General features: G+C 60.9%; 24 protein-coding genes. 14 read left to right on the top strand and 10 right to left on the bottom strand.

Annotated elements, in window-relative coordinates; all coding sequences use genetic code 11:
* Nucleotides 1-30 precede the first annotated feature (30 nt).
* The 7 genes from PQR42_RS02145 (at nucleotide 31) to PQR42_RS02175 (ending at nucleotide 8,526) form a co-directional block, all read left to right on the top strand.
* Nucleotides 31-2,319, top strand: a complete 2,289-nt coding sequence (locus tag PQR42_RS02145; protein ID WP_408391078.1) for a polysaccharide biosynthesis tyrosine autokinase — start codon at nucleotides 31-33, stop codon at nucleotides 2,317-2,319.
* Nucleotides 2,319-3,554, top strand: coding sequence for a glycosyltransferase (locus tag PQR42_RS02150; protein ID WP_408391081.1), 1,236 nt, complete (start codon nucleotides 2,319-2,321; stop codon nucleotides 3,552-3,554). The genes PQR42_RS02145 and PQR42_RS02150 overlap by 1 nt, the downstream gene beginning before the upstream one ends.
* Entirely contained in the window at nucleotides 3,554-4,708 is a 1,155-nt protein-coding gene (locus PQR42_RS02155; protein WP_408391084.1) for a polysaccharide pyruvyl transferase family protein, read from the top strand. Before PQR42_RS02150 ends, PQR42_RS02155 begins: the two co-directional genes overlap by 1 nt.
* Nucleotides 4,709-4,720: 12 nt before the next feature.
* On the top strand, nucleotides 4,721-6,004 hold the full coding sequence (locus tag PQR42_RS02160) for a lipopolysaccharide biosynthesis protein (RefSeq protein ID WP_408391087.1): 1,284 nt from the start codon (nucleotides 4,721-4,723) through the stop codon (nucleotides 6,002-6,004).
* Entirely contained in the window at nucleotides 5,994-7,118 is a 1,125-nt protein-coding gene (locus tag PQR42_RS02165) for a hypothetical protein (RefSeq protein ID WP_408391090.1), read from the top strand. The genes PQR42_RS02160 and PQR42_RS02165 overlap by 11 nt, the downstream gene beginning before the upstream one ends.
* Complete coding sequence (locus PQR42_RS02170; protein WP_408391093.1) at nucleotides 7,106-7,543, top strand: acyltransferase family protein; 438 nt, start codon at nucleotides 7,106-7,108, stop codon at nucleotides 7,541-7,543. The genes PQR42_RS02165 and PQR42_RS02170 overlap by 13 nt, the downstream gene beginning before the upstream one ends.
* Before the next feature lie 119 nt (nucleotides 7,544-7,662).
* Entirely contained in the window at nucleotides 7,663-8,526 is an 864-nt protein-coding gene (locus PQR42_RS02175; protein WP_408391096.1) for a cellulase family glycosylhydrolase, read from the top strand.
* Between the two features lie 205 nt (nucleotides 8,527-8,731).
* Here PQR42_RS02175 and PQR42_RS02180 read toward each other — a convergent pair whose 3' ends face one another.
* The 3 genes from PQR42_RS02180 to PQR42_RS02190 form a co-directional block, all read right to left on the bottom strand.
* Nucleotides 8,732-9,352 carry a LysE family translocator gene (locus PQR42_RS02180; RefSeq protein ID WP_408250784.1) on the bottom strand — a complete coding sequence of 207 codons (621 nt, stop codon included), beginning with the start codon at nucleotides 9,350-9,352 and terminating at the stop codon, nucleotides 8,732-8,734.
* A 113-nt stretch (nucleotides 9,353-9,465) separates the two neighbouring features.
* A complete protein-coding gene (locus PQR42_RS02185; RefSeq protein WP_408211762.1) occupies nucleotides 9,466-10,005 on the bottom strand; it encodes a hypothetical protein in 540 nt (179 codons plus the stop codon).
* A 229-nt stretch (nucleotides 10,006-10,234) separates the two neighbouring features.
* Nucleotides 10,235-10,819 carry an IMPACT family protein gene (locus PQR42_RS02190; RefSeq protein ID WP_408211765.1) on the bottom strand — a complete coding sequence of 195 codons (585 nt, stop codon included), beginning with the start codon at nucleotides 10,817-10,819 and terminating at the stop codon, nucleotides 10,235-10,237.
* Nucleotides 10,820-11,114: 295 nt separating this feature from the next.
* On the opposite strand from PQR42_RS02190, the gene PQR42_RS02195 reads away from it, so the two are divergent.
* Complete coding sequence (locus PQR42_RS02195) at nucleotides 11,115-11,741, top strand: LysE family translocator (RefSeq protein ID WP_408391099.1); 627 nt, start codon at nucleotides 11,115-11,117, stop codon at nucleotides 11,739-11,741.
* Nucleotides 11,742-11,792: 51 nt separating this feature from the next.
* On the opposite strand, the gene PQR42_RS02200 is transcribed toward PQR42_RS02195, so the two are convergent.
* Nucleotides 11,793-12,161 carry a hypothetical protein gene (locus PQR42_RS02200; RefSeq protein WP_408391102.1) on the bottom strand — a complete coding sequence of 123 codons (369 nt, stop codon included), beginning with the start codon at nucleotides 12,159-12,161 and terminating at the stop codon, nucleotides 11,793-11,795.
* A 316-nt stretch (nucleotides 12,162-12,477) separates the two neighbouring features.
* Here PQR42_RS02200 and PQR42_RS02205 point away from each other — a divergent pair, with 316 nt between their 5' ends.
* The gene (locus tag PQR42_RS02205) at nucleotides 12,478-13,116 is read left to right on the top strand and encodes a 2-hydroxychromene-2-carboxylate isomerase (protein WP_408391105.1); all 639 of its coding nucleotides are present in this window, start codon (nucleotides 12,478-12,480) and stop codon (nucleotides 13,114-13,116) included.
* Between the two features lie 28 nt (nucleotides 13,117-13,144).
* On the opposite strand, the gene PQR42_RS02210 is transcribed toward PQR42_RS02205, so the two are convergent.
* The gene (locus PQR42_RS02210) at nucleotides 13,145-13,402 is read right to left on the bottom strand and encodes a DUF2866 domain-containing protein (protein WP_132382110.1); all 258 of its coding nucleotides are present in this window, start codon (nucleotides 13,400-13,402) and stop codon (nucleotides 13,145-13,147) included.
* Nucleotides 13,403-13,677: 275 nt separating this feature from the next.
* Here PQR42_RS02210 and PQR42_RS02215 point away from each other — a divergent pair, with 275 nt between their 5' ends.
* Entirely contained in the window at nucleotides 13,678-14,793 is a 1,116-nt protein-coding gene (locus PQR42_RS02215; RefSeq protein WP_408391108.1) for a GGDEF domain-containing protein, read from the top strand.
* Between the two features lie 68 nt (nucleotides 14,794-14,861).
* Here PQR42_RS02215 and PQR42_RS02220 read toward each other — a convergent pair whose 3' ends face one another.
* The 3 genes from PQR42_RS02220 to PQR42_RS02230 all read right to left on the bottom strand — a co-directional run bounded on the left by PQR42_RS02220 (nucleotide 14,862) and on the right by PQR42_RS02230 (nucleotide 19,185).
* On the bottom strand, nucleotides 14,862-16,595 hold the full coding sequence (locus PQR42_RS02220) for a peptidoglycan D,D-transpeptidase FtsI family protein (RefSeq protein ID WP_408493548.1): 1,734 nt from the start codon (nucleotides 16,593-16,595) through the stop codon (nucleotides 14,862-14,864).
* Between the two features lie 25 nt (nucleotides 16,596-16,620).
* Nucleotides 16,621-17,244 (bottom strand): trimeric intracellular cation channel family protein, encoded by a 624-nt coding sequence (locus PQR42_RS02225; protein WP_408391114.1) that lies wholly within the window; start codon nucleotides 17,242-17,244, stop codon nucleotides 16,621-16,623.
* Between the two features lie 399 nt (nucleotides 17,245-17,643).
* Nucleotides 17,644-19,185 (bottom strand): methyl-accepting chemotaxis protein, encoded by a 1,542-nt coding sequence (locus tag PQR42_RS02230; RefSeq protein ID WP_408391117.1) that lies wholly within the window; start codon nucleotides 19,183-19,185, stop codon nucleotides 17,644-17,646.
* Between the two features lie 603 nt (nucleotides 19,186-19,788).
* On the opposite strand from PQR42_RS02230, the gene aepX reads away from it, so the two are divergent.
* From aepX to PQR42_RS02245, 3 genes are read left to right on the top strand one after another with little or no spacing between them, the layout of a single operon-like run.
* Nucleotides 19,789-21,522 carry a phosphoenolpyruvate mutase gene (gene aepX, locus PQR42_RS02235; protein ID WP_408391120.1) on the top strand — a complete coding sequence of 578 codons (1,734 nt, stop codon included), beginning with the start codon at nucleotides 19,789-19,791 and terminating at the stop codon, nucleotides 21,520-21,522.
* Nucleotides 21,519-22,682 carry a phosphonopyruvate decarboxylase gene (aepY, locus tag PQR42_RS02240; protein WP_408391123.1) on the top strand — a complete coding sequence of 388 codons (1,164 nt, stop codon included), beginning with the start codon at nucleotides 21,519-21,521 and terminating at the stop codon, nucleotides 22,680-22,682. The genes aepX and aepY overlap by 4 nt, the downstream gene beginning before the upstream one ends.
* A gap of 21 nt (nucleotides 22,683-22,703) precedes the next feature.
* Complete coding sequence (locus PQR42_RS02245; protein WP_408391126.1) at nucleotides 22,704-23,771, top strand: 2-aminoethylphosphonate aminotransferase; 1,068 nt, start codon at nucleotides 22,704-22,706, stop codon at nucleotides 23,769-23,771.
* Between the two features lie 33 nt (nucleotides 23,772-23,804).
* On the opposite strand, the gene PQR42_RS02250 is transcribed toward PQR42_RS02245, so the two are convergent.
* Both PQR42_RS02250 and PQR42_RS02255 read right to left on the bottom strand, forming a co-directional pair.
* Nucleotides 23,805-24,029: a hypothetical protein gene (locus PQR42_RS02250; protein WP_408212104.1), complete on the bottom strand. Its 225-nt coding sequence runs from the start codon at nucleotides 24,027-24,029 to the stop codon at nucleotides 23,805-23,807.
* Nucleotides 24,030-24,058: 29 nt separating this feature from the next.
* Complete coding sequence (locus tag PQR42_RS02255) at nucleotides 24,059-24,763, bottom strand: PIG-L deacetylase family protein (protein ID WP_408391129.1); 705 nt, start codon at nucleotides 24,761-24,763, stop codon at nucleotides 24,059-24,061.
* Between the two features lie 493 nt (nucleotides 24,764-25,256).
* On the opposite strand from PQR42_RS02255, the gene PQR42_RS02260 reads away from it, so the two are divergent.
* Nucleotides 25,257-25,634, top strand: coding sequence for a helix-turn-helix domain-containing protein (locus PQR42_RS02260; protein WP_408211802.1), 378 nt, complete (start codon nucleotides 25,257-25,259; stop codon nucleotides 25,632-25,634).
* Nucleotide 25,635: the final 1 nt, after the last annotated feature.

Genomic DNA, 25,635 nt, shown 5'->3' on the forward strand with positions numbered 1-25,635 from the left:
CAGCTTCAATAAAATCTAATTCGCCGCACAATGAAACCGTTGCAATTGCCTGAGAATGAGGCGTCAAATCATATCGATGAAATCGACCTGATCGGGTTGCTGGATGTATTCGTCGAATACCGTTGGACCATCCTCAAGAGTTGCCTTACCTGCCTCCTGCTGGCGGCCGCTTTCGCTTTTCTGTTGCCACCACGCTACCAGGCGGACATTTCAGTCCAGGTAGAGGACGGCAGCGGGGCGGCGGCAGGGCAGAGTCTACTGGGTGACGTATCGTCACTCTTCAACTTCAACTCTCCGACTTCCGCCGAACAGCAGATCATGGCTTCGCGTCTCGTCGTGACCAGCGTCGTTGACGAGCTACATACTTATATCGTCGTGCGCCCACACCGTTTTCCGCTTATTGGAGATTTCATATCCCGTTTCAACGATTCAACCGTGCGTCCGGGGATCTACGGTATTGGAGGTTGGGCATGGGGCAAAGAAAGCGCCAACATTGTTAGGTTCGATGTTCCAAAGCGTGTAGAAGGAGATCAATTCACGCTGACAGTGCTTCCGGGGGGGCGTTATCGATTTTCCGGTTGGGATATTGATGAGCCCGTTTTCGGCCGGGTCGGCGAAACAGAGATATTTCAGACGAGTTATGGGGCGATAACGCTGTTCGTGAAGTCGTTCAATGCAGAACCCGGTACGAAGTTCAAGCTCAACCGGAAGTCCCGGTTTGACACGATCACGGACATGCAGAACGGTCTGGATATCCAGGAAAAAATCAAATCGTCGGGCGTACTCATCGCAAGCCTCAAAGGAACTGATCCAGTGACGGTCCGGGATCAGATGCAGGCCGTCGGACGCTATTACGTCAAGCAGAATGTCGAACGGAAAGCCGCTGAAGCCGCGCAATCTCTGGCGTTCCTGAATACTCAGGTGCCGATTCTCAAGAAGCAACTCGAGAATGCTGAAGCACGCTACACCGGGTTGCGTAACAAACAGGGTTCTGTCGATTTGTCGGAAGAAGCCAAGATCGCTCTTCAGCAGACGGCGGATGCCAAAACACGGATGCTCGAACTGCAGCAGAAGCGTGATGAACTTGCGTCTCACTTCACCAGTTCGCATCCTGATGTGATTGCGCTCAACGCGCAAATTGCTACGCTCCGTGCTCAGCAAGGTGCATTCGATCAGCAAATCAAGCGCTTGCCGAACGCGCAACAGGACGAGGTACGTCTGATGCTGGAGGTCAAGGTCGATACCGATCTCTACACGGCGCTATTGAATAATGTCCAACAGCTCAACCTGATCAAGGCAGGCAAGACCGGCAGCGTGCGCGTTGTCGACACGCCCGTCGTCCCAGAAAGCGTCTCGTTTCCGAACCGGCCTGTGACGATCGCCGCGGGCGCATTAGTCGGGTTGGTGTTGGGCGTGATCTTCGCGTTCATTCACAACTTCCTGTTTGCCGGCGTTGCGGAGGCGGCCGAAATTGAACGCCATGTCGGATTGCACGTCTATGCAACGATTCCGGAGTCGCGCGTCCAACAACAGATTGATCTGAAGACCGCCGGCAATGCAGCAGGTGTTCGACTGCTTACGGAAAATGAGCCTCGCGAACCAGCCGTAGAAAGTCTACGAAGTTTGCGCACGGCTCTCCAGTTTGCGATGTTGAACGCGACAAATAATGTGGTCCTGATCTCGGGTCCCACACCCGGCGTCGGAAAGTCTTTCGTGTCGGCAAATTTCGCCGCACTCCTCGCTACAGGCGGAAAGCGAGTGCTGGTTATCGACGGGGATCTTCGTAGAGGTCATCTCCACCAGTACTTTGGCCGGCAACGCGAGCGCGGTCTGACGGACGTCATTACGGGAAAGGCTTCGCTCGACGAGGTTGTGCATCGGAGCGTCGTTGCAAATCTGGACTTTATCGCCACCGGTTCGCTGCCGCCCAATGCTGCGGAAGTTCTCATGCATGAGCGCGTCGGACAACTTCTTGCGGACAGCGCGCATAAATATGACGTCGTGCTCGTTGACTCGCCACCGGTTCTGGTTGTGACCGACGCGGTCCTGTTAGCGGAACATTGCGCGACGGTGATGATCATGGCGCGGGCCGGGCGTACGCGCGTCGCTGAATTGGCAGAAGCCGTGAAGTTGTTTGCGCATGCAGGGATTGCTGTCACCGGCGCACTTCTGAACGGCATCGACCCGAAATCAGGACGGCGTGGATATGGCCGAAAGAATGGCGGCTATCGATACGTGCAGTACAGCTATGAGGAGCCGCGACCCGTACACGCATCCCGCTGGCGTCGGCTGATTGCCCGCCTTGGACGGGGGCGGTAATGCAAACCGACAGGTTAGATATCACCGAACAACAGGAACTGGCCGGTGTCCGAAACTCCCCTCCGATCGTACGGGCACGTCCAAACCGGCAGGCACCGAGGTTGCGGGTGGCACTCGTTGTCGAAGCAGCGGGTGGCGGCGTAGCCGTTCATATTGCGGACATGGTGCGCGGTTTGAACGCTCAAGGCGATGTAGACATCCACCTTATCGTCCCGACTGGAGCCCGTTTCGACGGAGTAGTCATCGACGAGGATGTGCTCGCGCGGTGCGACACGATTCATCGCTTGCCGATGCGTCGCTCTGTCGGCAGCGCCGACACGGTCGCTTTTGCCCAACTGTTCAAATGCCTGAACGGGATTAAGCCAGACATCGTTCACAGCCACAGTTCGAAGGCTGGAGCACTCGCACGACTGTGCATCGGGCCGTGGAAGCAGGTTTACACGCCGCACGCCGTCTACACGCTCAATCCGTATCTGCCGAGTGCACAGCGTCGTTTTTATGGGTTGATCGAAAGTTTACTCGGCCGCTTCCGGACCGACCGCATCATTGCGGTGTCGCTCGACGAAGCGGACCATTTGCAGCAAGTGCTGCGCATTCCGGCAGATCGCATCGAGACGATTTTCAACGGCGTGCCCGCGCCGACGCTGCTCCCTTCAGGTGTGGCGCGAGCTACGCTGGGGTTGCCGTTCGACTCGATCATCGTCGGCTTTGTGGGGCGTCTGGACTACCAGAAGGGCGTTGACCGTATCGTTCGAGTCGCACAGGACCTGCTGGAACGCGGCGTAGATAAGGTTGTTTTTGCGGTTATAGGTCCTGGTGACTTTTCGGCATCCTCCGGGCTTGGCAAAGGAAGCATTCCTGCGAATGTGCGCGTGCTCGGACCGATTGCAGAGGCACGACGTTACTTTTCCGCCTTCGACATCTTCGCGCTTCCTAGCCGCTATGAAGGCTTTCCCTACGTCGTCCTTGAAACAATGGCCGCCGGTGTCCCGATGGTGTCGACGCGAGTCTCCGGCGCGGCCGAATTGATCGACGCGGAACAAATAGGCTTCGTGGTGCAAAACGACGATGACACAACTCTTTTCGCTGACGCGATAGTTGCACTCGCACAAGACCCGATGATGCGCGAACGCATGAGCCTCAATTGCGAGCGCGCTGCCGAACGCTTCTCCACTAACGCAATGATCGAGCGGACCGTAGATCTTTACAAGCGTTTGCTTAAGGAAATCCACTGATGCAGCAGCGGACGCATGTTGTCCTTCTCCACGCGTACAGCTCCAATAACTCTGGCGACGGCTTGCTAGTCGACCTCTCAGTCGAGCTTCTTAAGCAGGCCTTTGGAGAAACGACCCGCGTGTCGATCATCGCAGCGGATCCAGGCTCATTTCCCCAATACCGTGACGTTTATCGTGCGCCGGTTCTTGCTGAATATGGCGTGGCGCGAATCGGCGGTGTGGCCAGCGTCGTTCTTCCCATTGGGAAGAACGGGCGGACACGCGAGTTGCTCAAACTTCTGGAGACGGCTGACGTTGTCGTTGGAGTAGGCGGGGGCTACCTGCGTGCACGCAATTGCATGGAGATACTCAAGCTTGAAGCGGGTCACCTGCTGCAGATGCGAGCAGCGTGTCAGTCGGGCAAGCCAGTTGTCTATCTGCCGCAGAGCATCGGACCTTCGATGCCAGCTGAACCGTTGCGCTCGCATCTCTCAGGAATGCTCGGAAAGTTTCATGCTGTGTTCGTTCGCGATGACCGCTCGGCCGCTTTCCTTGCACACAACGCTAACATTCATCGGGCCCCCGACATGGCTGTGCTGGACTTCGAACGGCGCAATGCACAGATTATGACGCGGACGGTAAAGGCGCGTCCTGGAGTGGGGCATGTCGCCTTCGTGCTGCGGCGGGCGCCGAGTTGGACGAGACAGCAGCGAGAGCGATATGAGACGGCAACACGGCGACTGATTCAGTTGCTGCGCGAGACATGCCGGATCAGCTTTGCCGTCCAAAGTACAGGCCGCGGCAATGACGACGTCGCTTACTACCGGAGTATCGGCATCGAGGGCGATCTGATGCCGCTGAAGGAATTGCTGGCCGTGGATAGACCCGACGTCGTGGTGTCAGTTCGCTTGCACGGCGCACTTGAGTCAGTGTTGAACGGGGTGCCTTCTTACCACCTTAGCTATGAGCGCAAGGGATTTGGTGCGTACGCCGATCTCGGGGTAGAAGAGTGGGTGGCGAATGCGGCTGATTTCGACCCCGACAAAGTTGTAGCGACGATTCTCGCCTCCGGTGCGATTCATGATTTCTGGACGAACGCGTCGTCTGGCTTTGAGCGTATACGGTTGGGACGGCAGCGGGTAATCGCCGCTCTTCAAGCGGCGCGAAGCACATAGCAGGGGAAACATTTGCTTGCTCGTTTCACTTTTCGTGTCGCGTCCCTGGCGCTGAAGTTCGCACTGACGATCATCATTGCGCGCACGCTCGGCTTCGCAGCGGTGGCCGACTATGGTTTGGCAGTCGCTGTCTCGGTCGTGTCGTCGAAATTGCTTGGGCTGGGTTTTAGCACTGAAATCAGCCGGCGATTGAGCGCCGAGAACCCGTCCCGAGCGATCCACGACGCGCGTCGGCTACTCGTGCTTTATTGCGTTGTCTACGCAGCGATAGCCATCGTCCTTATAGTCGTGTATGTTACCGGCGGTTTCGACGCGTTCCCTCGAATCACGCGGAGCGTTCTTTGCGGCGTGATGCTTGTGGCCTTCTCCGAGCACGCCGGGCTTGAGACGACTTCCTATGTTTTTTCGCTCCATCAACCGCGCGCGGGAGCGGTGCTTCTTTTCGTCCGTACCGGCGCGTGGGCAGGCGTCGCGATTGTCAGTTTGCTTGCCGGCTTGGTCCACTCCATTGAGACGATCTTAGCCTTTTGGTGGGGGGCAAATATCATTGCCGCGGTCGCGGCGTACCGGTGCATTCAGTGTCGGGGGCGTGAGATCGTGTCGGAGCAGCGAACTCAGACGGTGCGCACACCGGGCAGCACACGTTCGGTGTGGATGGATGGCCTGCCCTTCTTTATAGCGACCAACGTACTAGCCGGGTTGCAATATGGCGAGCGATTTCTCGCAAGCGGTGTGATCTCAACCGATTCGCTGGGTCGCTATGTATTCGTATGGTCTGTCTCTAACTCCATTCAGACGATTGCCTATGCCACGATCGTTGTTACCGCTGCGCCACGGCTCGTCCGCTCGCTGAGCGTGGCCGGAGGCGATTTCTGGGCAACTCTGCGACGTGCAGTCCGATCTGGCGTTGCCATCACGTCTCTTGCTGCCGTCTCTATTCTGATCACGCACAAGCTCATCTTCCGCATGGCCCACGAACCGGGCGGCAGCCGTGAGCTCACGATGCTGGTCATACTGCTTGTCTCGTTCGTTCTCCGCTCAATTGCGGATGTCTACTGGGTCGGCGCGGTTGCGCTGCGTCTGGGTAAGCAGGTTGCCACTGCGATTGCCTGCGTGGCGGCCCTGGTCATACCTGTTGAATGGATGTTGATCACGCGACTTGAGGCAATGGGTGCGGCACTTTCGCATTTGACAGCAAGTGTGGCAATTGTGGCGGTTTTGGTATTCATCACCAAGCGCACCCGTGTAGCGAATGTCGCCGCTGTGCGAGAGAGGGAGGCGGCGCATGTTTCGTAAAATACTCACAGCCGGCCCGCGACTCAGCGCAGGCGTAGTCCGATTGTTCGCCGGCTTTGCAGTCGGGATGTATTTCGCGATGTATTGGAAAGCCAGTGCATTTCTGCCTGAGTTCGTGTTCCGGGATGCGGAAAAGATTCAGTCGCAAATTGGTGGATCAAGCACGTATCAGGACACATCTTTCGACGCGGTCGCGAAATTCTATTCGTCACTCGGAAATGCCGGAAGCAACCTGTTCGTGCTGGCCATCGGCGGCTTGTTCATTTGGCTGATGGTCGGCTATTCGAAGCGCGTCGGTGGTTTGCTGGTGAATGTCGTGCTGATTGCACCGTGTGTATTCTTCAATCTGTTCGTGGCCAGCAAAGACACGCTCGTCGTTCTGATGTCGATCGTGCTCGTTCTGATAGGGCAGAGATGGCGTGTATGGCACGTAATGGTTGCCATGATTGCTCTCTACTCGGCGTACGCCTTGATCGTGCGCATCTACTTTGCACTAATCCTTGCCATCGCCATTGTGGCCTGGATATTTCGGCGGGCATCGTTGCGGATAAAAACGGTTTTGATTTTCGCGGGAGTGCTCGGGCTATATCTACTGCCGGACACCGCGTACTTCGTGTTGCTTCATCCGCGTGATATGGCAATGGACTATCTCGTTGCCGGCTCACCCTATGGCGCGCGCACCGGCTTCTATAACCTTGTCGAACCACAATCGTTTGCTGCTTTCTGTGCAGACTACGCCTACGCGATTCTAAAGTTGACCGTTCCGGTTCTGTTTTATCCAGGTCCAAAAGAGTTTGCGATGCTGGTATTCGTATGGATCGTCGCCGCGTCGGTGTTCGGCCGGAAATCCTTTCATGAGGCTAGCCGCACGGAAGCTGTGGATTTGCTTGCAAGCCTCGTAATAGGGCATATGGCAGTTTCAATGCTGTTCGAGCCTGATCTTGGCAGTTACATCCGGCATCTGTCGAGCGTTGCGCTTTTTTGCGCATGGCGGCTCAACTACCTCGGGCCGCAACGAGTTTGCGCAAACGGGCCGGTTCGGCTGATCGCTCGCGGAGCAGTAGACCGAGAGTCTTTGAAAACATGCAGGCCGCGTGCGCCATGGCTGCATTGACCGTCGTCGCGTATCACGTTGACGTGTTGCCGTTTGGGCAATGCGGGGTCGATATATTTTTTGTGATCAGCGGATTTATCATGTCATACGTTGCGCTGGGCGAGGGGAGGGGATTTCTACCGAAGCATCTTGTTCGGATCTTGCCGCTCTATTGGATGTCGACCCTTGGTGTGTACCTGATCGCAACATCTAGGCCGCACTGGTTGAACACAACGACAACTGGCGCGGTTTATCTTTTGAAGTCGCTTCTGTTCAAGATACAACCCGATCTCAATTCATGGCGAGGCGCGGCGGCGACTCTCATCGTGATTGCTGTCGTATGCGTGGTCGGGATCGTGTGTCATGTTCTGGTCGAGAGACCAATGCTTGCGCGCCTGAACCGCCAGTTCGGGCGACTCCGGACCCCGTTGGTAGGTCCCGCATGATCGGATTTAGGGAACTCGTGAAAGTAGGGGTGGTCGCGTTTTGTATGTGCAGCGCGGCGGCGCCGGGGCACGCACAGCCGTTCGGACAATGGAATTCGGATAGCAGAGGGCGCACGAGGGTGGGTACTCAAGTCAAGGTCGAACGCTTTACGTCGGCAACGGCGGCGCAGGTCAAATCCGCTGGATTTGACTTTGTTCGTTTTGGTGTATGGGTGAACGCGATGCAAACCGCTGCGTATCAAAAGCGCATAGGCGCTGCGTTTGCTGCGGCTCAGGAGGCAGACTTACCCGTTCTTGTCACTGTGCGCTCTACGATCGCGCTTGTGCCTCCTTCGTCGAACGAATCAGATCGCAACGCACAACTGCGCGACGTCGCAAAGCAGTTGACCTCGGTCGTGAGGAGCCTCGTCAGCGCTTACGGGAATAACGTGCTTGCTATCGAACTCTGGAATGAGCCGGATTTGGCAACATATTGGCCGACCGGTAACAGCGATACGACATTTCCGATATATATGCAGGCCGTCTGTGCTGGGCTGAAACCAATTCACAGGTCGGTTCCTGTCGTCGGGTTCGGCTTCGCGAGGGCCCCGGCACGCGGTTCACAGTCGGACAAGCTATTGGAGAGTATTCGAGCGTCGTCGGCACACTGCATCGACGCAGTTTCATACCACGCTTACGGAATGAGCGAATTGCAAATTCAACACGCGTCCAAGTACATTCGCTCGCGATACTGCCTGCCGGCGCTGATCACGGAATGGGGTATTTCGTCGCGAGGCAAGGAGGGACTTACCGGTCAGGCAGCGCACATCAATTCGTTTCTTATGGGCCGCGAGTCGTTAAATACACCGCTGATTTCGATCTACGAATGGCAAGATTCAGTGAACGGCAAGAATGCCCGTGAACGAAATTTTGGCTTACTCGATGCCTTGGGTACGCGCAAGCCGGCGTTCGGCGCTGCATTGACCGCATTGCACAGCCAATGACCGCTGGTTTAGCGTGGTTTCTCCGATTTGCCAACGTGTTCCGTCAACTTGCAGGCGAGCGCCGTCAGCAGCATGAGACAAACGAGCGTCTCGCCGACTACGAAGGCGAGCGCAGTGGTCACTTGACGTTTGATTTCGCTCATTCTTGGTGGGGGGCGTGATATGGCGTGATTCTACACGCAGAGTTGACTGCTTCCCTTCTTCGTCACCCCCGCCTCACCATCAAAAACCCCACTCCAATCGCCGCCAGAAAACCCCCGCAGCACCGATTAAACCACCGCCTTACCTTGGCACGCACCAACCATTTCCCAAGATACATCCCCGCCCACGAATACAACGCGATAGCGAACCACTCCAGCACCAGAAAACTCGCCCCGAGCACCGCGAACTGCGGCAGCATCGGCTTCGCAATATCGACAAACTGCGGCAAGAACGCGGTGAAAACCAGAATGGCCTTCGGATTGCCGGCAGCCACAAGAAACTCCCTTCGCGCGACCCGCGCAAGCGACGCTTCTTCCTGCTGCGTCGTGTCGATCGTGGGTGCATCGCTGCGCCACAACTGAATGGCCAACCAGATCAAATAAGCCGCGCCGGCCAGTTTGATCGCGAGAAAGAACCACTCCGACGCGTGCAACACAACCGCAAGACCGGTTGCGGCGAGCACGAGCATCACGGCGAAAGCGACCAGGCGCCCCATGCCGCCGACGAACGCGGTCATGAAGCCATGGCGCGCCGCTACATTGATCGACAGCAGATTATTGGGCCCGGGCGCGAGATTGATCGCGAAGCAGGCGGGCAGGAAGAACAGCCAGGCGGTGATGGACATGACGGCTCGCACGAAGAAAACGCAGTTGCGACGGGTCGCGCAGCAAGACGGCGGGCGCGACATCTTCAACGTGGATTGTAACGACCCCGGCAGGCCCGATGTCGACGGTGCGCTTAATTCACCGCTTTGACAAATCCCGGATCGCCGATCAACGCGTCGACGCTCAGCTTGACCGTGTCTTCAATAGCGATGGTGCTACTGGTGAACTTGGGCGATTTTTGCTTGACCGTCTTGGTGGTCGAAAACACGACCTTCTGGGTCGCGGAGTCGGTCACCACATAACGCATTTTCAGCGTCCACGACGCTGGCGAGCGCGTGTCGTCCACAGTGAATTTCTCGATGCTGCCGCTGAGAACCCGCTCGCCTGCGTCGAGATGAAAGCCGGCGATCCGTAGACTGTTCACAATGCCGTTGCGCACGGTTTCGTTGATATCGTTCTTGAGCACGATGCCCGTCATCGCCGTGTTTTCGATGCGGTTCGGCGACACTTGTCCGCTGCGAGCGGGCATATAGGCGAAGTCACGGGCAGGGGCAACGCTGAGCCAGCCGGTCGGATGCGCCACCGCGCGCGGCGAGCTATTCAGGCCGAACCACGACCACGAGCAGGCGGAGAGCATCAATGGCAGCGCGATTGTGCCGCATCCCTTCAGCACGGTCGATGTCAGGGGTGCGCGCGTGGAGTTGAGCGACCGCGGCAGAGATGCGCTCCGATGCGGCGACTCAGGCGCTGTGCTGGAAAAAGCGGCGGTCGAGGTCAGAGGAGTTACCCTTTTAAATTGAGTCATTCCGGAGAATAAACGACATGGTAACAGCGGCCCGGACCCGCGCATCTCTTATTGAGGGAGCGCTCCGCCTCTCGCAAGGAGGAAACACGCCAAGCCGTCAGAAGAACCCGGCTTTCCCTTGGGTCATATCCACCAACGCTCGCTGGGCGTCATCGAGCGCGTTGATGGGCAAACGGATCGTCATTTTCACCAGCATCGCGTAGGCGCTGTCCACGAGCGCGTAGCCTTCGGCATCGATCCATCGGCGCACTTTCGCCTCGTCGGCGTAGCTCACCTCGACGATCAGCGAAACCTGTGCAATCCGCTCGACGCGTGGCGCATCCAGCAGCGCCGAAGCGATCGCATCCGTGTACGCGCGCACGAGGCCGCCGGCGCCGAGTTTCACGCCGCCGTAGTAGCGCACGACGGCGGCCAGCACGCCGTCCAGATCGTGATGCCGCAACACTTCGAGAATCGGCCGGCCGGCGGTGCCGGAGGGCTCGCCGTCGTCGGACATGCCGGACTGGCCGCCGGCCAGCAGCGCCCAGCAGACATGCGTCGCGGCAGGATGCTCGTCGCGCAGGCGCCGCAATTCGGCCATCGCGGCGTCGCGGTCGGCGACCGGTAGCGCGTACGCAATGAATCGGCTCTTGCGAATCTCGAGTTCCGCGCTCAACGCCGCGGGCAGGGTGTAAGTAGGCAAGGCAAAGACTTCGGTGAATGGAGAACGCTGACCGCGCGCGGTCTTACGCCCGCCATGGTAACGGATCGACGACTCGCTGACGGACTATCTCCGAGATGATCATCCAGGGCTGGCGCGGCCTGTTTCCGGCGTGCACTGTACCGGCCCACCCGCTGCGCGTTTATCGTGTCAGTCATGGCAATGCGCCGGACGGCACGCATGGCGCGCTCCCATCAGAAATCTCGCGTTCGTCTACAATCTTCCGCTGAACTCGCGCGCCCATCCGCTGAAACCAGCGCGTCACCAAGGAGACGACATGCTTGACCTTTCCACGTTAGGGACTTTCGTAGCCGTTGTACTCGGGCTCTTTCTGATTCCGGGTCCGGCCGTGCTGCTGGTGTTGACGCGCACCGTGCATGGCGGCCGCAAGGCCGGCATTCTCACGGGACTCGGCATCGCGGTTGGCGATTTCATTCATACGCTGGGCGCTTCGGTCGGCCTCTCGGCGCTGCTGATGACCTCGGCGCTGGCCTTCAACGCAGTGAAGTTCGTCGGCGCCGCCTACCTCGTTTATCTGGGCATTCGCGCGTTGCGCGAGAAACAGGCGAGTGCGCATATGCCGGCCGTCGCGCCGGTGTCGGCCTCGAAGGCCTTCTTTCAGGCCATTCCCGCCGAAGTGCTGAATCCCAAGACCGCGCTGTTTTTTCTCGCATTTTTGCCGCAGTTCGTTCGTCCCGAACACGGTTCCACGTTTCTGCAGTTCACCACGCTTGGCCTCATCTTTGTCGGCATGAGCGCGCTCTATACGACGCTGATCGTGTTGACGATTCGTCCGCTGGGCAAATTCGTCAAGCGTCTGACGTGGTTGACGCGCTGGCAGAACAAGATCATCGGCGTGCTGTTCATTTCGCTCGGCCTGCGCGTGGCCACGCAAACGCGTTGATCGATCCGCGCGGCCTCGCTTCGTCACAGCGTCAGCGAGCCCTCGTTTCCGCTAGATATTGCGGCGCTGTCGCCTGAGACGGCCTTCGCGCGCGTATTCCATCTGACCTTCGGTGCGAACCGCGAGCCTTTCCTGTTCGGCGCGGCTTAGCTGCCGCGTATCGTCGATGTCGCCGACACGCAGCACTTCCTGCGCGATCCTGATGCGCAGCGTCATCAACGGTTCGCCGCGCTCGACGAGCGTGCGGTCCGCGGCGCGCGCCTGCTGGACGCCGCAGTCGATCAGAGTGCGCAGTTCCAGCAGCGTGAGCCGCTGCCGCTGGATTTCGAGGATGAGCCGCTGGACGGCCTGCTCGTCGCGCGTGCGCCACCAGGCGCGCAGCTCGGCGAGCGTGGGAGGTTCGAAGGGTGGGAGGCGCATTGCTCAGACGAAAAGTACTGTATATATGTACAGTATATCCCGTCTTTTTACGGAAACGCGTAGAGCGCGTTCGCGGGTTCACCCACTCCGTGGGAGAGGGTGTGAATAGCTCATCAGGACAGCGCGAGCATGATGGAGGTGGAAACGACGATGATGAAAAGACACGCGGCGGTGAGAATGTCGTAGGGATAGTTCATGTTGTGAGCATCTGACGTAGCGGTGTGAAGGGGCCATCATAGGGATAAGCGCGCCGCACGACTGTTAAGCTTTGCAAGACATAGGCGCTGTCCGGCTACGTATGACTGGAGGGGGAAAGATGAACGAGGCAGCAACGCGCGTGCCCACGCATGCACCGGAAATCGAGTTCTGGTTCGACTTCGGCAGCAACTACAGCTACCTCAGCGTCATGCGCATCGAAGCTGAAGCCGCGGCGCGAGGCGTGCGGATCTGCTGGCGTCCCTTCTTGCTGGGGCCTGTCTTTCGCGACCTCGGTTTCGACAATTCGCCGTTCGTGCTGCAGAAGGAGAAGGGCGCGTATGTGTGGAAGGACATGGAACGGCAATGCCGCAAATACGGCATCGCCCTGACGCGTCCCACCACGTTCCCGCGCGCCGCGCTTCTTGCGATGCGTGTGGCGCTGCTCGGCGCGGATCGCGAGTGGATCGCCGCCTACTGCCGCACGATCATGCAACTGAACTTCGCGCATGACCGCGATATCGGTTCGATGGAGGTGGTGAGCGAAGCGCTCGATGAACTGGGTTTGCCGGCGCGGGAGATCATCGGCGAAGCGCAAAGCGACGCGAACAAACTGCGCTTGCGTGAACAGACCGCGGCGGCAGCGGCCCGAGGGATTTTCGGCGCGCCGATGTTTTTTGTCGGCGATGAAATGTTCTGGGGCAATGACCGGCTGGACGATGCGTTGGACTACTGCGCATCGATCGCCACGCGCGGCTAGCGCGGCGAATGCTCAGCCCGCTAGCGTGTTATTCGTTGCCGTCCTGGCAGAAGCGGCGGCCCGGCACGTGCGAAACGACAGCCTGAGCGATTTCAAGCGGCGTGCTCTCGGCGGGCACCACCCGGCGGCTCGATTCGGGCGTGTGCTTCATGGTCCATTCGACGAGCCGGTATGAGCGACCCCAAGGATGCTGCAGCGGGTCCGAGACCTTGCATGAGTGAATCTGGCTGACCCATTCGTTGCCCGGCATGGTGCGCAGATGCTCGAATACCGTGTCTTCAACCATGGTTTGACTCCTTCTTCGCGGGCCTGCAGCCCATCTTCTGGCGCGACGTCGACACCCCGGGAAAAAGCGCCGCCGATGTTCTGGCGGCTTCAACAGGGGATGTTGTGCCTCATGGTTACAGCAAAGAATTAAGCCAGACTTAAGAACGCGTAAAAGCGGATCGCGTAAAAGCGTAGTCGCCGCGATCGGGCCCTCAAGACCTCGCGAAATCCGCCGTTATTACAGCGATTGGGGGTCGCCAACCCCGCTTCGCCTTCGGGCCCGCACCTGATAACGTGACGAACCTCGCCCAAACGCCGCTTTCCGAGCGCCTTCGTTCGCTCGTCGATACCGTGCAGCACAACGAGCGCACGCTGCGGCGCTTCCAGAACGTCGAGTTGCGTTTGATCGGCGCTCAGGACTTCGCATCGTTTCTCGACACGCTGTTCACTCAGTTGCCGCGGGAGTTTTCGCTGACGGGCGTGACGCTCTGGCTCGACGACCGCGCGCCGATGCTGCGCGAACTGCTCGAGCCCGTCGCCTTGCGCGCACTCGATCAGTCGAAACTGCGCACCTCGCGCGAAGGGGGTCTTGCCGCACAAGGTCTGTGCGAGGAGGGCCGGCCGTGGCTCGGCAAGCCGCACGACATGGATGATTCGGCGCGGCGCGCTTTCTTCGGCGACGCCGACGCGCCGGCAAGCGCGATCTTGCTGCCACTCGCTGCGGGCGACACCGTCAGCGGCTATCTCTGTCTCGGCAGCGACGACTCCACGCGTTTCGCCGAGGGCATGGCCACCGACATTCTGGAGCGCTTCGCGAGCATCGTGACCGCGAGTCTCGACAATGTCGCGCATCGCGAGCGGCTCAAGCAACTGGGCATGACCGATTCGTTGACGGGCCTCGCCAATCGCCGCTATTTCGACGAGCGGCTGCGCGAGGAAATCATGCGCGCCGTCCGCTACGGCGTGCCGGTCGCGTGTCTGTTCATCGATATCGACAGCTTCAAGCGGATCAACGACACCTACGGCCATCAGACCGGCGACCGCGCGCTCGCGGCGGTGGCGGCTTGCGTGCGGCAACAGGTGCGCCTGGGCGATACCGTGGCGCGTTATGGCGGTGAAGAATTCGCCGCGCTGCTGCAAGGCGACCGCGCCGATGCGCTCACTGTCGCCGAGCGTGTGCGGCTGGCGGTCGAACGACTCGCTTTGCAGGACGATCACGGCGAGCGCATTGCCTTGACGGTGTCGATCGGCGTGGCGGCGCGCACGATCAGCGGCACGCCGACCGAGGCGGCCAAACTAGGCGGCGCGATGATGGAAGAAGCCGATCGTGCGATGTATCAGGCCAAACGCAACGGCCGCAATCGCATCGAGGCGCTGGTGAATGCGGGCGGCGAGCAGATGGCGCGTTGATCTGAGCCGCTGAAGCGCGCATCGAACTTGCGTGACCGGCTGCTCGGCGCGCTTGCCGCTCAAAGCTCTCAAGTGCCCGGCGCATCCGGCGGCACACCCAGCAACTGCAGCGCTCCGCCGGTCACACCGCTGAACACCGGACCGGCCACCGTCCCGCCATAAAACGCCTTGCCCGCCGGGTCGTCGATCATCACGGCGACGATCAAGCGTGGATCGCTCATCGGCGCCATGCCGACGAACAGCGCGCGGTAGCGGTTTTTCGCGTAAGTGGCGCCGACCTGTTTGCGCGCCGTGCCGGTCTTGCCGCCGATCCGGTAGCCTTCCACCGTCGCCGCGCGTCCCGTGCCGCCCACGCCGGTCGCCATTTCCAGCATCGAGCGGATGGCGCGCGCGGTGGCCGGCGTCGTGACCGCTTGGCCCGTGTCGTCGGATTGCGCGGCCGCGCCCGCTCCATTGCGCAACAGACTCACGCGATGCATCGTGCCGTCGCCGGCATAGGCCGTGTAGACCTGCGCCATTTGTAGTAGCGACGTGGACAGCCCGTAGCCATACGCCATGGTCGCCTGTTCGATCGGGCGCCAGCGTTTATACGGACGCACCTTGCCGGATGCCACGCCCGGAAAGGTCAGCTCGGGGCGCAGGCCGAGCCCGTATTCCTGATACTTGGTCCAGATTTTTTCGGCCGGCAGATTCAGCGCGAGCTTGGCGAGCGCGATGTTGCTTGACTTCTGCACGGCTTCGGCGACGGTCATGACGCCATGATTCGAGGTGTCGTGGATCACAGCCGGCCCGATCTTGTACCAACCGGGCGCAGTATCGATAACACTCTGCGGCCGCACCTTGCCCTCGTCGATCGAGAGCGCGACGACCACCGGCTTGATCGTCGAGCCTGGCTCGAAGGTGTCAACCACCGCGCGATTGCGCAGTTGACGGCCGGTCAGGCGGGCGCGATCGTTCGGATCGAAGCCCGGGTAATTGGCGAGCGCCAGAATCTCGCCGTTGCGCGCGTCGAGCACCACCACGCTGCCGGCTTCGGCGTGATGTTTGGCAATCGCGTCCTTCAGCTGCGCATAGGCGAGCTGCTGAATCCGCCGGTCGATCGTCAGGTGGATGGTTTCGCCGTTCTGCGCGGGCACGAGCGGCCGGGTCTCGGAGACCACGCGGCCCAGGCGGTCGCGGATCACTTCACGCTGGCCAGGCACGCCGAGTAGTTGCTCGTTGGCGGCGAGTTCGACGCCTTCCTGGCCGTTGTCCTCGATATCCGTGAAGCCGACCACGTGCGCCGCCGATTCGCCTTCAGGATAAAAGCGCTTCGAATCCGCGATCTGCGTGATGCCCGCGAGGCCCAATTTCGACAGATGCCCGGCGGTCTCGGCGTCCACCTGGCGCTTGAGCAGGACGAAGGTCTTGTCGCCGTTCAGACGCCGGCGCAGTTCCGCCAGCGGCAGATCGAGCAGCTTGGAGAGCGGCGCGAACGCGGCTTCGTCGATCAGTTTGGGCGAGGCCCAGATCTCGTAGGTCGCGAGGCTGACGGCGAGCATCGAGCCATTGCGATCGACGATCCGCCCGCGCGTCGCATCCAGTTCGATGGTGCGCTGATAGCGCTTTTGCCCTTGATCGACGTAGAAGTCCTGGTTCACCACCTGCACCCAGAACGCGCGCCCCGCGAGCGAGGCGAACGCGCCGAACACCAGCAGGACGATGAATTTCGAACGCCACATCGGCAGGCGCGCGGCCAGCAACGGGTTCTTCGCGACGGGCGCGTAGGGATCGTGCGACTGCGATTTCTTCTTCTGGATCATTGGATGCGGATAACGAACAGCTCGATTAACTTGCGCCGCCCGAATCGGCGGCGGTGAACACCTTGAGTTGCCAGCGGAATCGCACGGCCAGCATGCGCACCGCGAAGCCGCTTGCGAGCACGACCACCGACGCCGGTCCCGGCGCCACGCCGCAGGCTTGCAAGGCCACATACACGGCGCCGGCGCCGAGCGCGATGCTGGCGTACAACTCCTGACGCAACACCAGCGGCATCTGATTGCAAAGCACGTCGCGCAACATGCCGCCACACACGCCGGTGATCGCGCCGGCCAGCACGACAATGGCGGGGCTCACGTCCAGCGTCGCGGCCACGTCGCAGCCGATCACCGTGAAGGCGATCAGGCCGATCGCGTCGACCGTGACGAACAGCCCCTGGCAGTTGCGCAGCCACTTCGCGCACGCCGCGGCAACCGACGCCGCTCCGATTGTAATGAGAACGTAATCTTGATGCGAGATCCACGCAAGGGGATAGTGACCGAGCAGGACGTCGCGCACCGTGCCGCCGCCGAGCGCGGTGACGGTGCCTACGAGGCACAGACCGAAGCGATCCATGCCGCGGCGCATGCCCATGAGCGCGCCGGACATGGCTTCCGCGACGATCGCGAGGAGGTAGAGGAGATGGAGCAGCATGACGGCGAGCCTCTATGAACGGCGCTCGTAGACGGCTCCGGCGTGGAGCGCACCCACGCGGCGTGCGTTAAAAAGCGGCCATTATCGTAAGCGTGCCGTTAGCATGAAAACGGATTAAGCAAAATTCGGTGATGCCAAATTCGGCTTAAGCTGGTTGCGGTTTCGAGCCTGGTAAGCGTTTGCTGAACAATGCGGCGCCACGTGAACCGGAGAGGGCTCAAGGTGGATCAAGGCGTGCGCGGGCGTAAAAAAACCGCGCGGACTTGAAAAATCTGCGCGGCTCTTTCGTTCGATTAATGCGTCGACTCCGACGCGGCGTGTTAAAGAGGCGCTCCCTGCCTGTTGAGCGCCTTCTTTTTTTGTGTGCTGCTTGTGCCGGTTTCGGCCGGTCTAAAAATCTCAGGCCGGCAGCGCGAAGCTCGAGATTGCTTCGCGCAACACACCCACCTGATCCTTCAGCGAATGCGCCGCGGCCGCGGCCTCTTCGACCAGCGCCGCGTTCTGCTGCGTGACCTGATCCATTTCGCCGACCGCGCGATTGACCTGCTCGATGCCTGCGCTCTGTTCACGCGAGGCGTTGCTGATCTCCTCGAGAATCTCGTTCACGCGACGCACCGACTGCACGATCTCGCCCATCGTCGAACCGGCGTTGGCGACCAGCGACGCGCCGGCTTCCACCGTGTTCGTCGACGTTTCGATCAAAGCCTTGATTTCCTTCGCCGCCGTGGCCGAGCGCTGTGCGAGGCTGCGCACTTCGGCCGCGACCACCGCGAAGCCGCGTCCCTGTTCGCCCGCGCGGGCCGCTTCGACGGCCGCGTTGAGCGCGAGAATGTTGGTCTGGAAGGCGATGCCGTCGATCACGCCGATGATGTCGCCGATCTGCCGCGAGCTGGTGGTGATCTCGCCCATCGTGCGGACCACGTCGTCGACCACGCGGCTGCCGCGCGTGGCGACATCCGCGGCCTGGCCGGCGAGGTGCGCGGCCTGCAGCGCGCTGTCCGCGTTCTGCTTCACGTTGACCGTCATCTGGTCCATGCTCGACGCCGTTTCGACGAGCGCGGCGGCCTGTTCTTCCGTGCGTTGCGACAGATCCGTGTTGCCGGCGGCGATTTCGGTCGCGCCGATATTGATGTTCTCCGTGCCGAGCCGCACGCGCGATACCGTCTCGACGAGACCGGCCTGCATCGTCTGAAGCGCATGCAGCAGGCTGCCGGTGTAATCCGACTGAACCGGCACGCGCGTGGCGAGATTGCCGCGCGCCATCAACTGCGCGTGTTCCACGGCCACTTCGAGATCGCCGCCGAGCGTACGGCGAATGCTGCGCAGCACCAGCAGCATGACGGCGGTGGCGATCGCGCCGAGCGTGACGGTAATGACGAGCCAGCGCAGCAGATTGGCGTAGAACGCGCTTTGCACGTCGTCCATATACATGCCGGTGACGAGATACCAGTCCCACGGCGCGAAGTGAATCGAGTAGCTGGTTTTGGCGACCGGTTTGTCGCTACCCGGCTTGGACCACAGGTAATCGACGAAGCCGCCGCCCTCGCGATTGCCCGCGTTGACGATATCGACGAACAGATGGTTGCCCGCCGGATCGGTGAACTGCGCGAGATTCTTGCCGACCATTTCCGGTTTGATCGGATGCATCAGCATGGCGGGCTGCGAATCGTTGACGGAGATGTAGCCGTCCTTGCCATAGCGCATGGCCGCGAGGCTCGCGAGCGCCTGCTTCTTCGCTTCGTCTTCGGCAATGGTGTGCTGCTGCGCGAGCGTGTAGTAACGGCCGACGATGTGGTTGGCCTGGTCGATCAGCGATTTCAGCTGATCGCGGCGGTCCGAGATCATCGAGGCACGGTTTTGCCATGCGCCGAAGCCGCCGATCAGGATCAGGCCGATCCAGAGGACGGCGATCATCGAGGCCAGTTTTCTGTTCAAAGTCATAGCGGTTTTTGCTTTCGCACAGTGGTCGGTCAGGGATTGGATTCGCTTGTGGCGAGTGGCTTGTCGCTGACTGTGTTTACGGCGCGGCGGCATGGGGTCCGCAGGGCAGGGGAAACCCGCTGTTAAGCATTTCTATTCGTCTGACTATAAAGACTTTTTACCGTCGGGACGGCATTTTTTATGTGTCATTAAGTGCGCTTATTCATTTTCTGCTGATTCAATCGGGCTTTCCCTCTATTGCCAATGCAAAATGCCAGTGCTGGTGAATCGATATTAATAATTAAGGTTTTCCGTAAATGAAAACCGGATATTAAAACCTCAACATCGCCACAACTGTCGACGGTCAAAACGAACTGACGCACCGCCCATCAACGCGCTGCCCTGCGATTGCGTCAGGATTCCACAAAACGCCAATAAAATCCAAGCCGCGGTTCGCATTAGCGGATTGCAAAAAACGACACATTTTTCCACTTATCCGCAAATGGAGAAAACCGCTGTCACGAAAAAGACGAATAAATAAAAATTCCGCTATAGTCGCCATTTTCCAGTCGTCAGTCGGGCAAAAGAAGAGCACCAATAAGCCCGCCACCAGGAGTACATAAAATGAACGCCCGCGAACCCGCTTTCGTCTCCGCTTCCCGCAGCGCGCGCCTGCGCCAGATGCTCGTCAGCAACGAACTCGAATTCATGATGGAGGCCCATAACGGCCTGTCCGCCCGGATCGTCCGCGAAGCCGGCTTCAAGGCGATCTGGGGCTCGGGCCTCGCGATCTCCGCGCAATACGGCGTGCGCGACAACAACGAAGCAAGCTGGACACAAGTCGTCGATACGCTCGAATTCATGGCCGACGCCAGCGATCTGCCGATCCTGCTCGACGGCGATACCGGCTACGGCAACTTCAACAACGTGCGCCGCCTTGTACGCAAACTCGAACAGCGCGGCATTGCCGGCGTGTGTATTGAAGACAAGCAATTCCCCAAGACCAACAGTTTCATCAACGGCGAAGCGCAACCGCTCGCCGATATGGACGAGTTCTGCGGCAAGATCAAAGCCGGTAAAGACTCGCAGTCCGATGAGAACTTCTCGATTGTGGCGCGTGTGGAAGCGCTGATTGCCGGCTGGGGTATGGACGAGGCGCTGCGTCGCGCGGAAGCCTATCGCCAGGCCGGCGCGGATGCGATCCTGATTCACAGCAAGCTCTCGCGTCCCGACGAAATTCTCGAATTCGCGCGCGAATGGGCCGGCCGCGGCCCGCTCGTGATCGTGCCGACCAAGTACTACAGCACACCGACCGAAGTCTTCCGCGAAGCCGGCATCAGCACGGTGATCTGGGCGAACCATCTGATCCGCGCGGCGACCTCGGCGATGCAGGCCGTCGCCAAGGAAATCCACGCGAGCGAAACGCTCGTCAACGTGGAAGACAGCATTGCCGCCGTCAACGAAATCTTCCGTCTGCAAGATGCCGACGAATACTCGGAAGCGGAAGACCGTTATCTGTCGAGCGGCCGTGCGGCCGGTTCCGCGGTCGTGCTCGCGGCGAGCCGCGGCAAGGGCCTCGAAGCCGTCACCGAAGATCGTCCGAAAGTGATGCTGCCGATCGCCGGCAAGCCGCTGTTGCGCTGGCTCGTCGATGCGTTCAAGAAGCAGGGTGTGAACGATATCACCGTGGTCGGCGGTTACCGCGCCGATGCGATCGACACGGCCGGCATCAAGCTCGTCGTCAACGAACAGCACGCGCAAACCGGCGAACTCGCGTCGCTCGCCTGCGCGATCGACAAACTCGCGGGCGACACGGTGGTCTCGTACGGCGATCTGCTGTTCCGCAGCTATATCCTGCGCGATCTCGTGGAGAGCGAGGCGGTGTTCAGCGTGGTGGTCGATTCGTCGCTGACCGACGCGGAAAACGCCAGCGTGCGCGATTTCGCGTGGTGCTCGGCGGCCGATGACCGCGGTTTGTTTGGCAACAAGGTCGTGCTGCGTCACGTGTCGAGCGGGCAGGACGCCACGTCGGCCATCGCGTCGCAAACGCCGCATGGCCGTTGGGTCGGTCTGCTGAACGTGCGCGGTGAAGGCCGTGAGCGTTTGCAGGCGGTCATGAGCCAGTTGCAGGCGCGCACGGATTTCGCATCGCTCGACATGCCCGCGCTGCTGAATGCGCTGATCGAAGCAGGCGAGTCGATTGAAGTGCAATACGTGCACGGCCACTGGCGCGGCGTGAACGACCTCGAGGACTTCCGCCGTGCGGGCGACTTCGCGCATGCACAAGCGCCGTTCGCGGCCACGGTCGGCGGTTCGGGCAAAGGCGCGGCCGGCGCAGCGAGCGGAGCCGCGCAATGATCGAGGCAGCACAGTTCGTCGAGGCGGCGCGCGAGCGCGGCTTCGACTGGTACGCGGGCGTGCCGTGCTCGTATCTGACGCCGTTTATCAACTATGTGTTGCAGGACGAGTCGCTGCATTACGTGTCGGCGGCCAATGAAGGCGACGCCGTCGCGTTGATCGCGGGCGTCACACTGGGCGCGCGCAACGGCCGGCGCGGCATCACCATGATGCAGAACTCCGGACTCGGCAACGCCGTGAGCCCGTTGACCTCGCTCACGTGGACCTTCCGTCTGCCGCAATTGCTGATCGTCACGTGGCGCGGCCAGCCCGGTGTCGCCGACGAACCGCAGCACGCGCTGATGGGTCCGGTCACGCCCGCGATGCTGGAGACGATGGAGATTCCCTGGGAGACGTTCCCGACCGAAGCCGACGCGATCGGCCCGGCTCTCGATCGGGCCATCGCGCATATGGATGAAACCGGCCGCCCGTACGCGCTCGTCATGCAGAAGGGCAGCGTGGCGCCGTATGAGTTGAAGGACAGCGGCGCGAACGAGCGCCGCGCGCCCGTCACGCCGCAATCGCAGTTCACGAATGTGGCGGCGAGCGAACTGGCTTCGCGTCATGACGCGCTGAACAAGGTGATCGCGCACACGCCGCTCGAATCGACGGTGGTGCTCGCGTCGACCGGCTTTTGCGGGCGCGAACTCTACGCGATCGACGACCGTCCGAACCAGTTGTACATGGTCGGCTCGATGGGTTGCGTGACGCCGTTCGCGCTGGGTCTGGCGCTCGCGCGTCCCGACCTGCACGTCGTCGCGCTCGACGGCGACGGCGCCGCGCTGATGCGCATGGGCGCGTTTGCCACCATCGGCGCGTACGGTCCGGCGAATCTCACGCACGTGCTGCTCGACAACGGCGCGCACGATTCGACCGGCGGTCAGGCGACGGTGTCGTCGCAGGTTTCGTTTGCGGGCGTCGCCGCGGCGTGCGGTTATGCGTCGGCGGTCGAAAGCGACGACGCGAACGTGATCGACGCGTTGTTCGAAGCGGCGCCGCTCGACGGCCCGCGCTTCGCGCGTCTGGCCATTCGCCGCGGCACGCCCGACGGGCTGCCGCGTCCCACGATCACGCCGCCCGATGTGAAGACGCGTTTGATGCGCCACATCGGCGCCGCTTAAAGTCAAAGTCAAGGAGCGCTCATGCTGCTGCTCAATCCCGGCCCGGTGACGCTCACCGAACGCGTTCGCAACAGCCTGTTGCAGACGGATCTGTGCCACCGCGAAAGCGAGTTTTTCGATTTGCAGGAAGAGGCCCGCACGCGTCTCGTCGATCTGTACGGTCTCGACGCAAGCGAATGGCAGGCTGTGCTGATGACCGGTTCCGGCACGGCGGCCGTCGAAAGCATGACCGCCGCGCTGGTGCCGCAGAACGGCAAACTACTCGTGGTGGAAAACGGCGTGTACGGCGAGCGTATTTCGCAGATCGCCACGCAGTACGGCATCGCGCATGAATCGCTGAAGCACGACTGGATGCAGGCGCCCGATCTCGCGAAGATCGCCGAACGCCTCGACGCGGACAAGGCGTTCACGCACGTCGCCGTGATTCATCACGAAACCACCACGGGCCGCCTGAACGATCTGGCGGCGCTCGGCGCGCTGTGCCGCGAACGCGGGCTGCGTCTGCTGGTGGACGGCGTGAGCAGTTTCGGTGCGGAAACGATCGATTTCGCCGACACCAGTCTCGACGCGGTGGCTGCCACGGCGAACAAATGCCTGCATGGCGTGCCGGGCGCGTCGTTCGTGCTGGTGCGCCGCGCGGCGCTCGCGCAGGCGGCGAGCCGCACGTACTACCTCGACCTCGGCCGTCTCGCGCGTTTGCAGGATCAGCGCAACACGCCGTTCACGCCGTCGGTGCATGCGTACTACGCACTGGTCGAAGCGTTGCGCGAACTCGCCGACGAAGGCGGCTGGCGCGCGCGTCACGCGCGCTACGCGGTGCTCGCCGAACAGGCGCGGGCGGGGCTGGCCGAGCGCGGCATCGGCAGCGTGTTGCCGCCGGAAGAGTCGTCGGTGGTGCTGCGCGCGTACCGTTTGCCGCAAGGCGTCGCGTATCCGCAACTGCACGACGCGCTGAAGGCGCGCGGCTTCGTCATCTACGCAGGGCAAGGCGGTTTGTCAGCCGAACTGTTCCGCATCTCGACGATGGGCAACATTCACGCCGCCGACATCGACCGTCTGCTGCAGGGCTTTACCGAACTGATGCGCTGATTCGCGCTTCCGGATGCTGGCCGCGCAATGCGGTCACACCGGGTCTTTGTCCGGCGGCCCATCGGGCCGCTGCGGTTCCTCGGTGTGATGGCCGGGCGACGGCGGTACTAGCGGATCGGCTTCCGGGTCGCGGTTCGGATCGGCGTTGGGGTCGGGAATCGGACTGGTATGCATGTCGTAGCTCATGGCAGCACCTTTGGGTGGAGAAGAGGCCAGTTCGGCGACGGCGGTCGAACTCACGCCGGCCGTTCTCTTCAAGCGTAGGCCTTTCCGGCGCGCCGCGTCTCCTACTTTTTCACGCGACGACCCACGCTGAGCTGCCAGTAACGCTCGGTCGCGAAGATGTCGTCGTAATTGCCCGCGCCGAACGCGCGCAACTGGCTTTGGTAAGCGTTGACCGCCTCGCGTTTAAGTTGCGCGCGGCGCTGTGCATCGATCGTGTGGCTGGCGCTCGGACTGGCCGGCGTCGCGACGATGCCGCGCTGCGCGAGATCGGCGAGCCGCGCCTGCACCACGCCGGGCGTGCGCCGGTGAATCGCTTCCTCGTAGCCGAACCAGGTCAGATGCGACAGGCGCGGCAGGATTTCACAGCAGGCTTCGAAGACGCGCACGTGATCGTCGTGATACAGGCCGAGCGGCATCAGCAACGTATTGGCGGTGGTGCGGTAGATGGTTTCCTCGAGCGCCGCCGCCATTTTGCTGATCGAGGGCGAGTCCGAATACTGGCTGTCGCGAAACGGCATGCGCAGCGGAATCGCGTCGAGTACTTCGAGTGCGCGGTTGTCTTCCAGCGTGCGTTCGTGGATGGCCTGATGGGCGTCCGTGAAGCCCGACTTTTCATCCCACTCGGTATGCATCGGCTGCTCGGGCGGGGCGGCGAATACCGTGCAGACCGCGGCGTCGGGATGGGCGGCGAGCAATGCTCCGCAACTGAAGACGGCGTCGTCGAAATGGGGCGAGACAATGAAAAGGCGTGGGCTGGTTTCGCTCATGGGACGTGTGATGAGTTCGCAACGCGCGAGCCGTTGGCGAGGCCGTTCGAGGCTCGAGCGTCGCGCCGGTGCTTGGGAAATTGCGGCGTCACATCAGCTTAGGCGGAATCGTCGCGGCTTGCGCGGCGGGTTTGTGGTGCGCAAGCGGCGTGCCTGAGGGGCTCGGCGGGTAATGGGTCCTGTAGAGGCTCACCGTGGTGGGTGGAAGGTTTCCCGGATCGGCTCACCTTTGCGCAGCGAGAAGGCGTCGTTGCGATGGGCAGGACGTGACGTTTCGTGCGCGCTGAACGCCAGCGAATCTCAATTCCCGGAACGCCGCTTTTGGCTGCACAAGTGCTGCCATCCGCACAACTCTACCCTTCATGTTAACCGCTCACGTATGATCTCTAAAATCAATTAAGCGATCATATATGAGCGTTTAAGTCGATTTTCTTGACCGGGAAGCGATGCGCGCGGACAATAGGAAACCCATATCACGAGGTTTACCGCTCACATGGAAACCGCAAAGCTGAATAAGCGCTCACCTGTGAGCGTTAAGAGGAAGAGAGATCCGCTTCCCCTGCCTGTCGTGCGTGCCTTGAAGAAACTCGGAGCCGACCTTGCGCTGGCGCGCCGTCGTCGCCGGTTGACTCAGGCGTCAATGGCCGAGCGCATTCAGACGTCCGTAGCTACGCTGCGTCGCATGGAACACGGCGACGAACGTATTTCTATCGGCACGATCGCGCAGGCGTTTCTCGTCTTGGGTGAACTGGACAAAATCAACGGACTAATCGACTCCGCTGCCGATACCATCGGGCTGACCTTAATGAACCAGCAACTGCCGCAGCGGGTTCGCAATAAACGTGTCACGCCCGAATCGGGGGCACTATGAA

Source organism: Paraburkholderia sediminicola (assembly GCF_046027355.1).
GTDB lineage: Bacteria > Pseudomonadota > Gammaproteobacteria > Burkholderiales > Burkholderiaceae > Paraburkholderia > Paraburkholderia sediminicola_B.

Excerpts from the sequence above, each read along its gene's own strand:
- aepX (WP_408391120.1), top strand. The coding sequence starts at position 19,789 with ATGAACGCCCGCGAACCCGCTTTCGTCTCCGCTTCCCGCAGCGCGCGC.
- PQR42_RS02150 (WP_408391081.1), top strand. The coding sequence starts at position 2,319 with ATGCAAACCGACAGGTTAGATATCACCGAACAACAGGAACTGGCCGGT.
- PQR42_RS02155 (WP_408391084.1), top strand. The coding sequence starts at position 3,554 with ATGCAGCAGCGGACGCATGTTGTCCTTCTCCACGCGTACAGCTCCAAT.
- PQR42_RS02165 (WP_408391090.1), top strand. The coding sequence starts at position 5,994 with ATGTTTCGTAAAATACTCACAGCCGGCCCGCGACTCAGCGCAGGCGTA.
- PQR42_RS02210 (WP_132382110.1), bottom strand. The coding sequence starts at position 13,402 with ATGGTTGAAGACACGGTATTCGAGCATCTGCGCACCATGCCGGGCAAC.
- PQR42_RS02180 (WP_408250784.1), bottom strand. The coding sequence starts at position 9,352 with ATGTCCATCACCGCCTGGCTGTTCTTCCTGCCCGCCTGCTTCGCGATC.
- PQR42_RS02245 (WP_408391126.1), top strand. The coding sequence starts at position 22,704 with ATGCTGCTGCTCAATCCCGGCCCGGTGACGCTCACCGAACGCGTTCGC.
- PQR42_RS02195 (WP_408391099.1), top strand. The coding sequence starts at position 11,115 with ATGCTTGACCTTTCCACGTTAGGGACTTTCGTAGCCGTTGTACTCGGG.
- PQR42_RS02170 (WP_408391093.1), top strand. The coding sequence starts at position 7,106 with ATGGCTGCATTGACCGTCGTCGCGTATCACGTTGACGTGTTGCCGTTT.
- PQR42_RS02255 (WP_408391129.1), bottom strand. The coding sequence starts at position 24,763 with ATGAGCGAAACCAGCCCACGCCTTTTCATTGTCTCGCCCCATTTCGAC.
- PQR42_RS02145 (WP_408391078.1), top strand. The coding sequence starts at position 31 with ATGAAACCGTTGCAATTGCCTGAGAATGAGGCGTCAAATCATATCGAT.
- PQR42_RS02205 (WP_408391105.1), top strand. The coding sequence starts at position 12,478 with ATGAACGAGGCAGCAACGCGCGTGCCCACGCATGCACCGGAAATCGAG.
- PQR42_RS02225 (WP_408391114.1), bottom strand. The coding sequence starts at position 17,244 with ATGCTGCTCCATCTCCTCTACCTCCTCGCGATCGTCGCGGAAGCCATG.
- aepY (WP_408391123.1), top strand. The coding sequence starts at position 21,519 with ATGATCGAGGCAGCACAGTTCGTCGAGGCGGCGCGCGAGCGCGGCTTC.
- PQR42_RS02200 (WP_408391102.1), bottom strand. The coding sequence starts at position 12,161 with ATGCGCCTCCCACCCTTCGAACCTCCCACGCTCGCCGAGCTGCGCGCC.
- PQR42_RS02230 (WP_408391117.1), bottom strand. The coding sequence starts at position 19,185 with ATGACTTTGAACAGAAAACTGGCCTCGATGATCGCCGTCCTCTGGATC.
- PQR42_RS02220 (WP_408493548.1), bottom strand. The coding sequence starts at position 16,595 with ATGATCCAGAAGAAGAAATCGCAGTCGCACGATCCCTACGCGCCCGTC.
- PQR42_RS02260 (WP_408211802.1), top strand. The coding sequence starts at position 25,257 with ATGGAAACCGCAAAGCTGAATAAGCGCTCACCTGTGAGCGTTAAGAGG.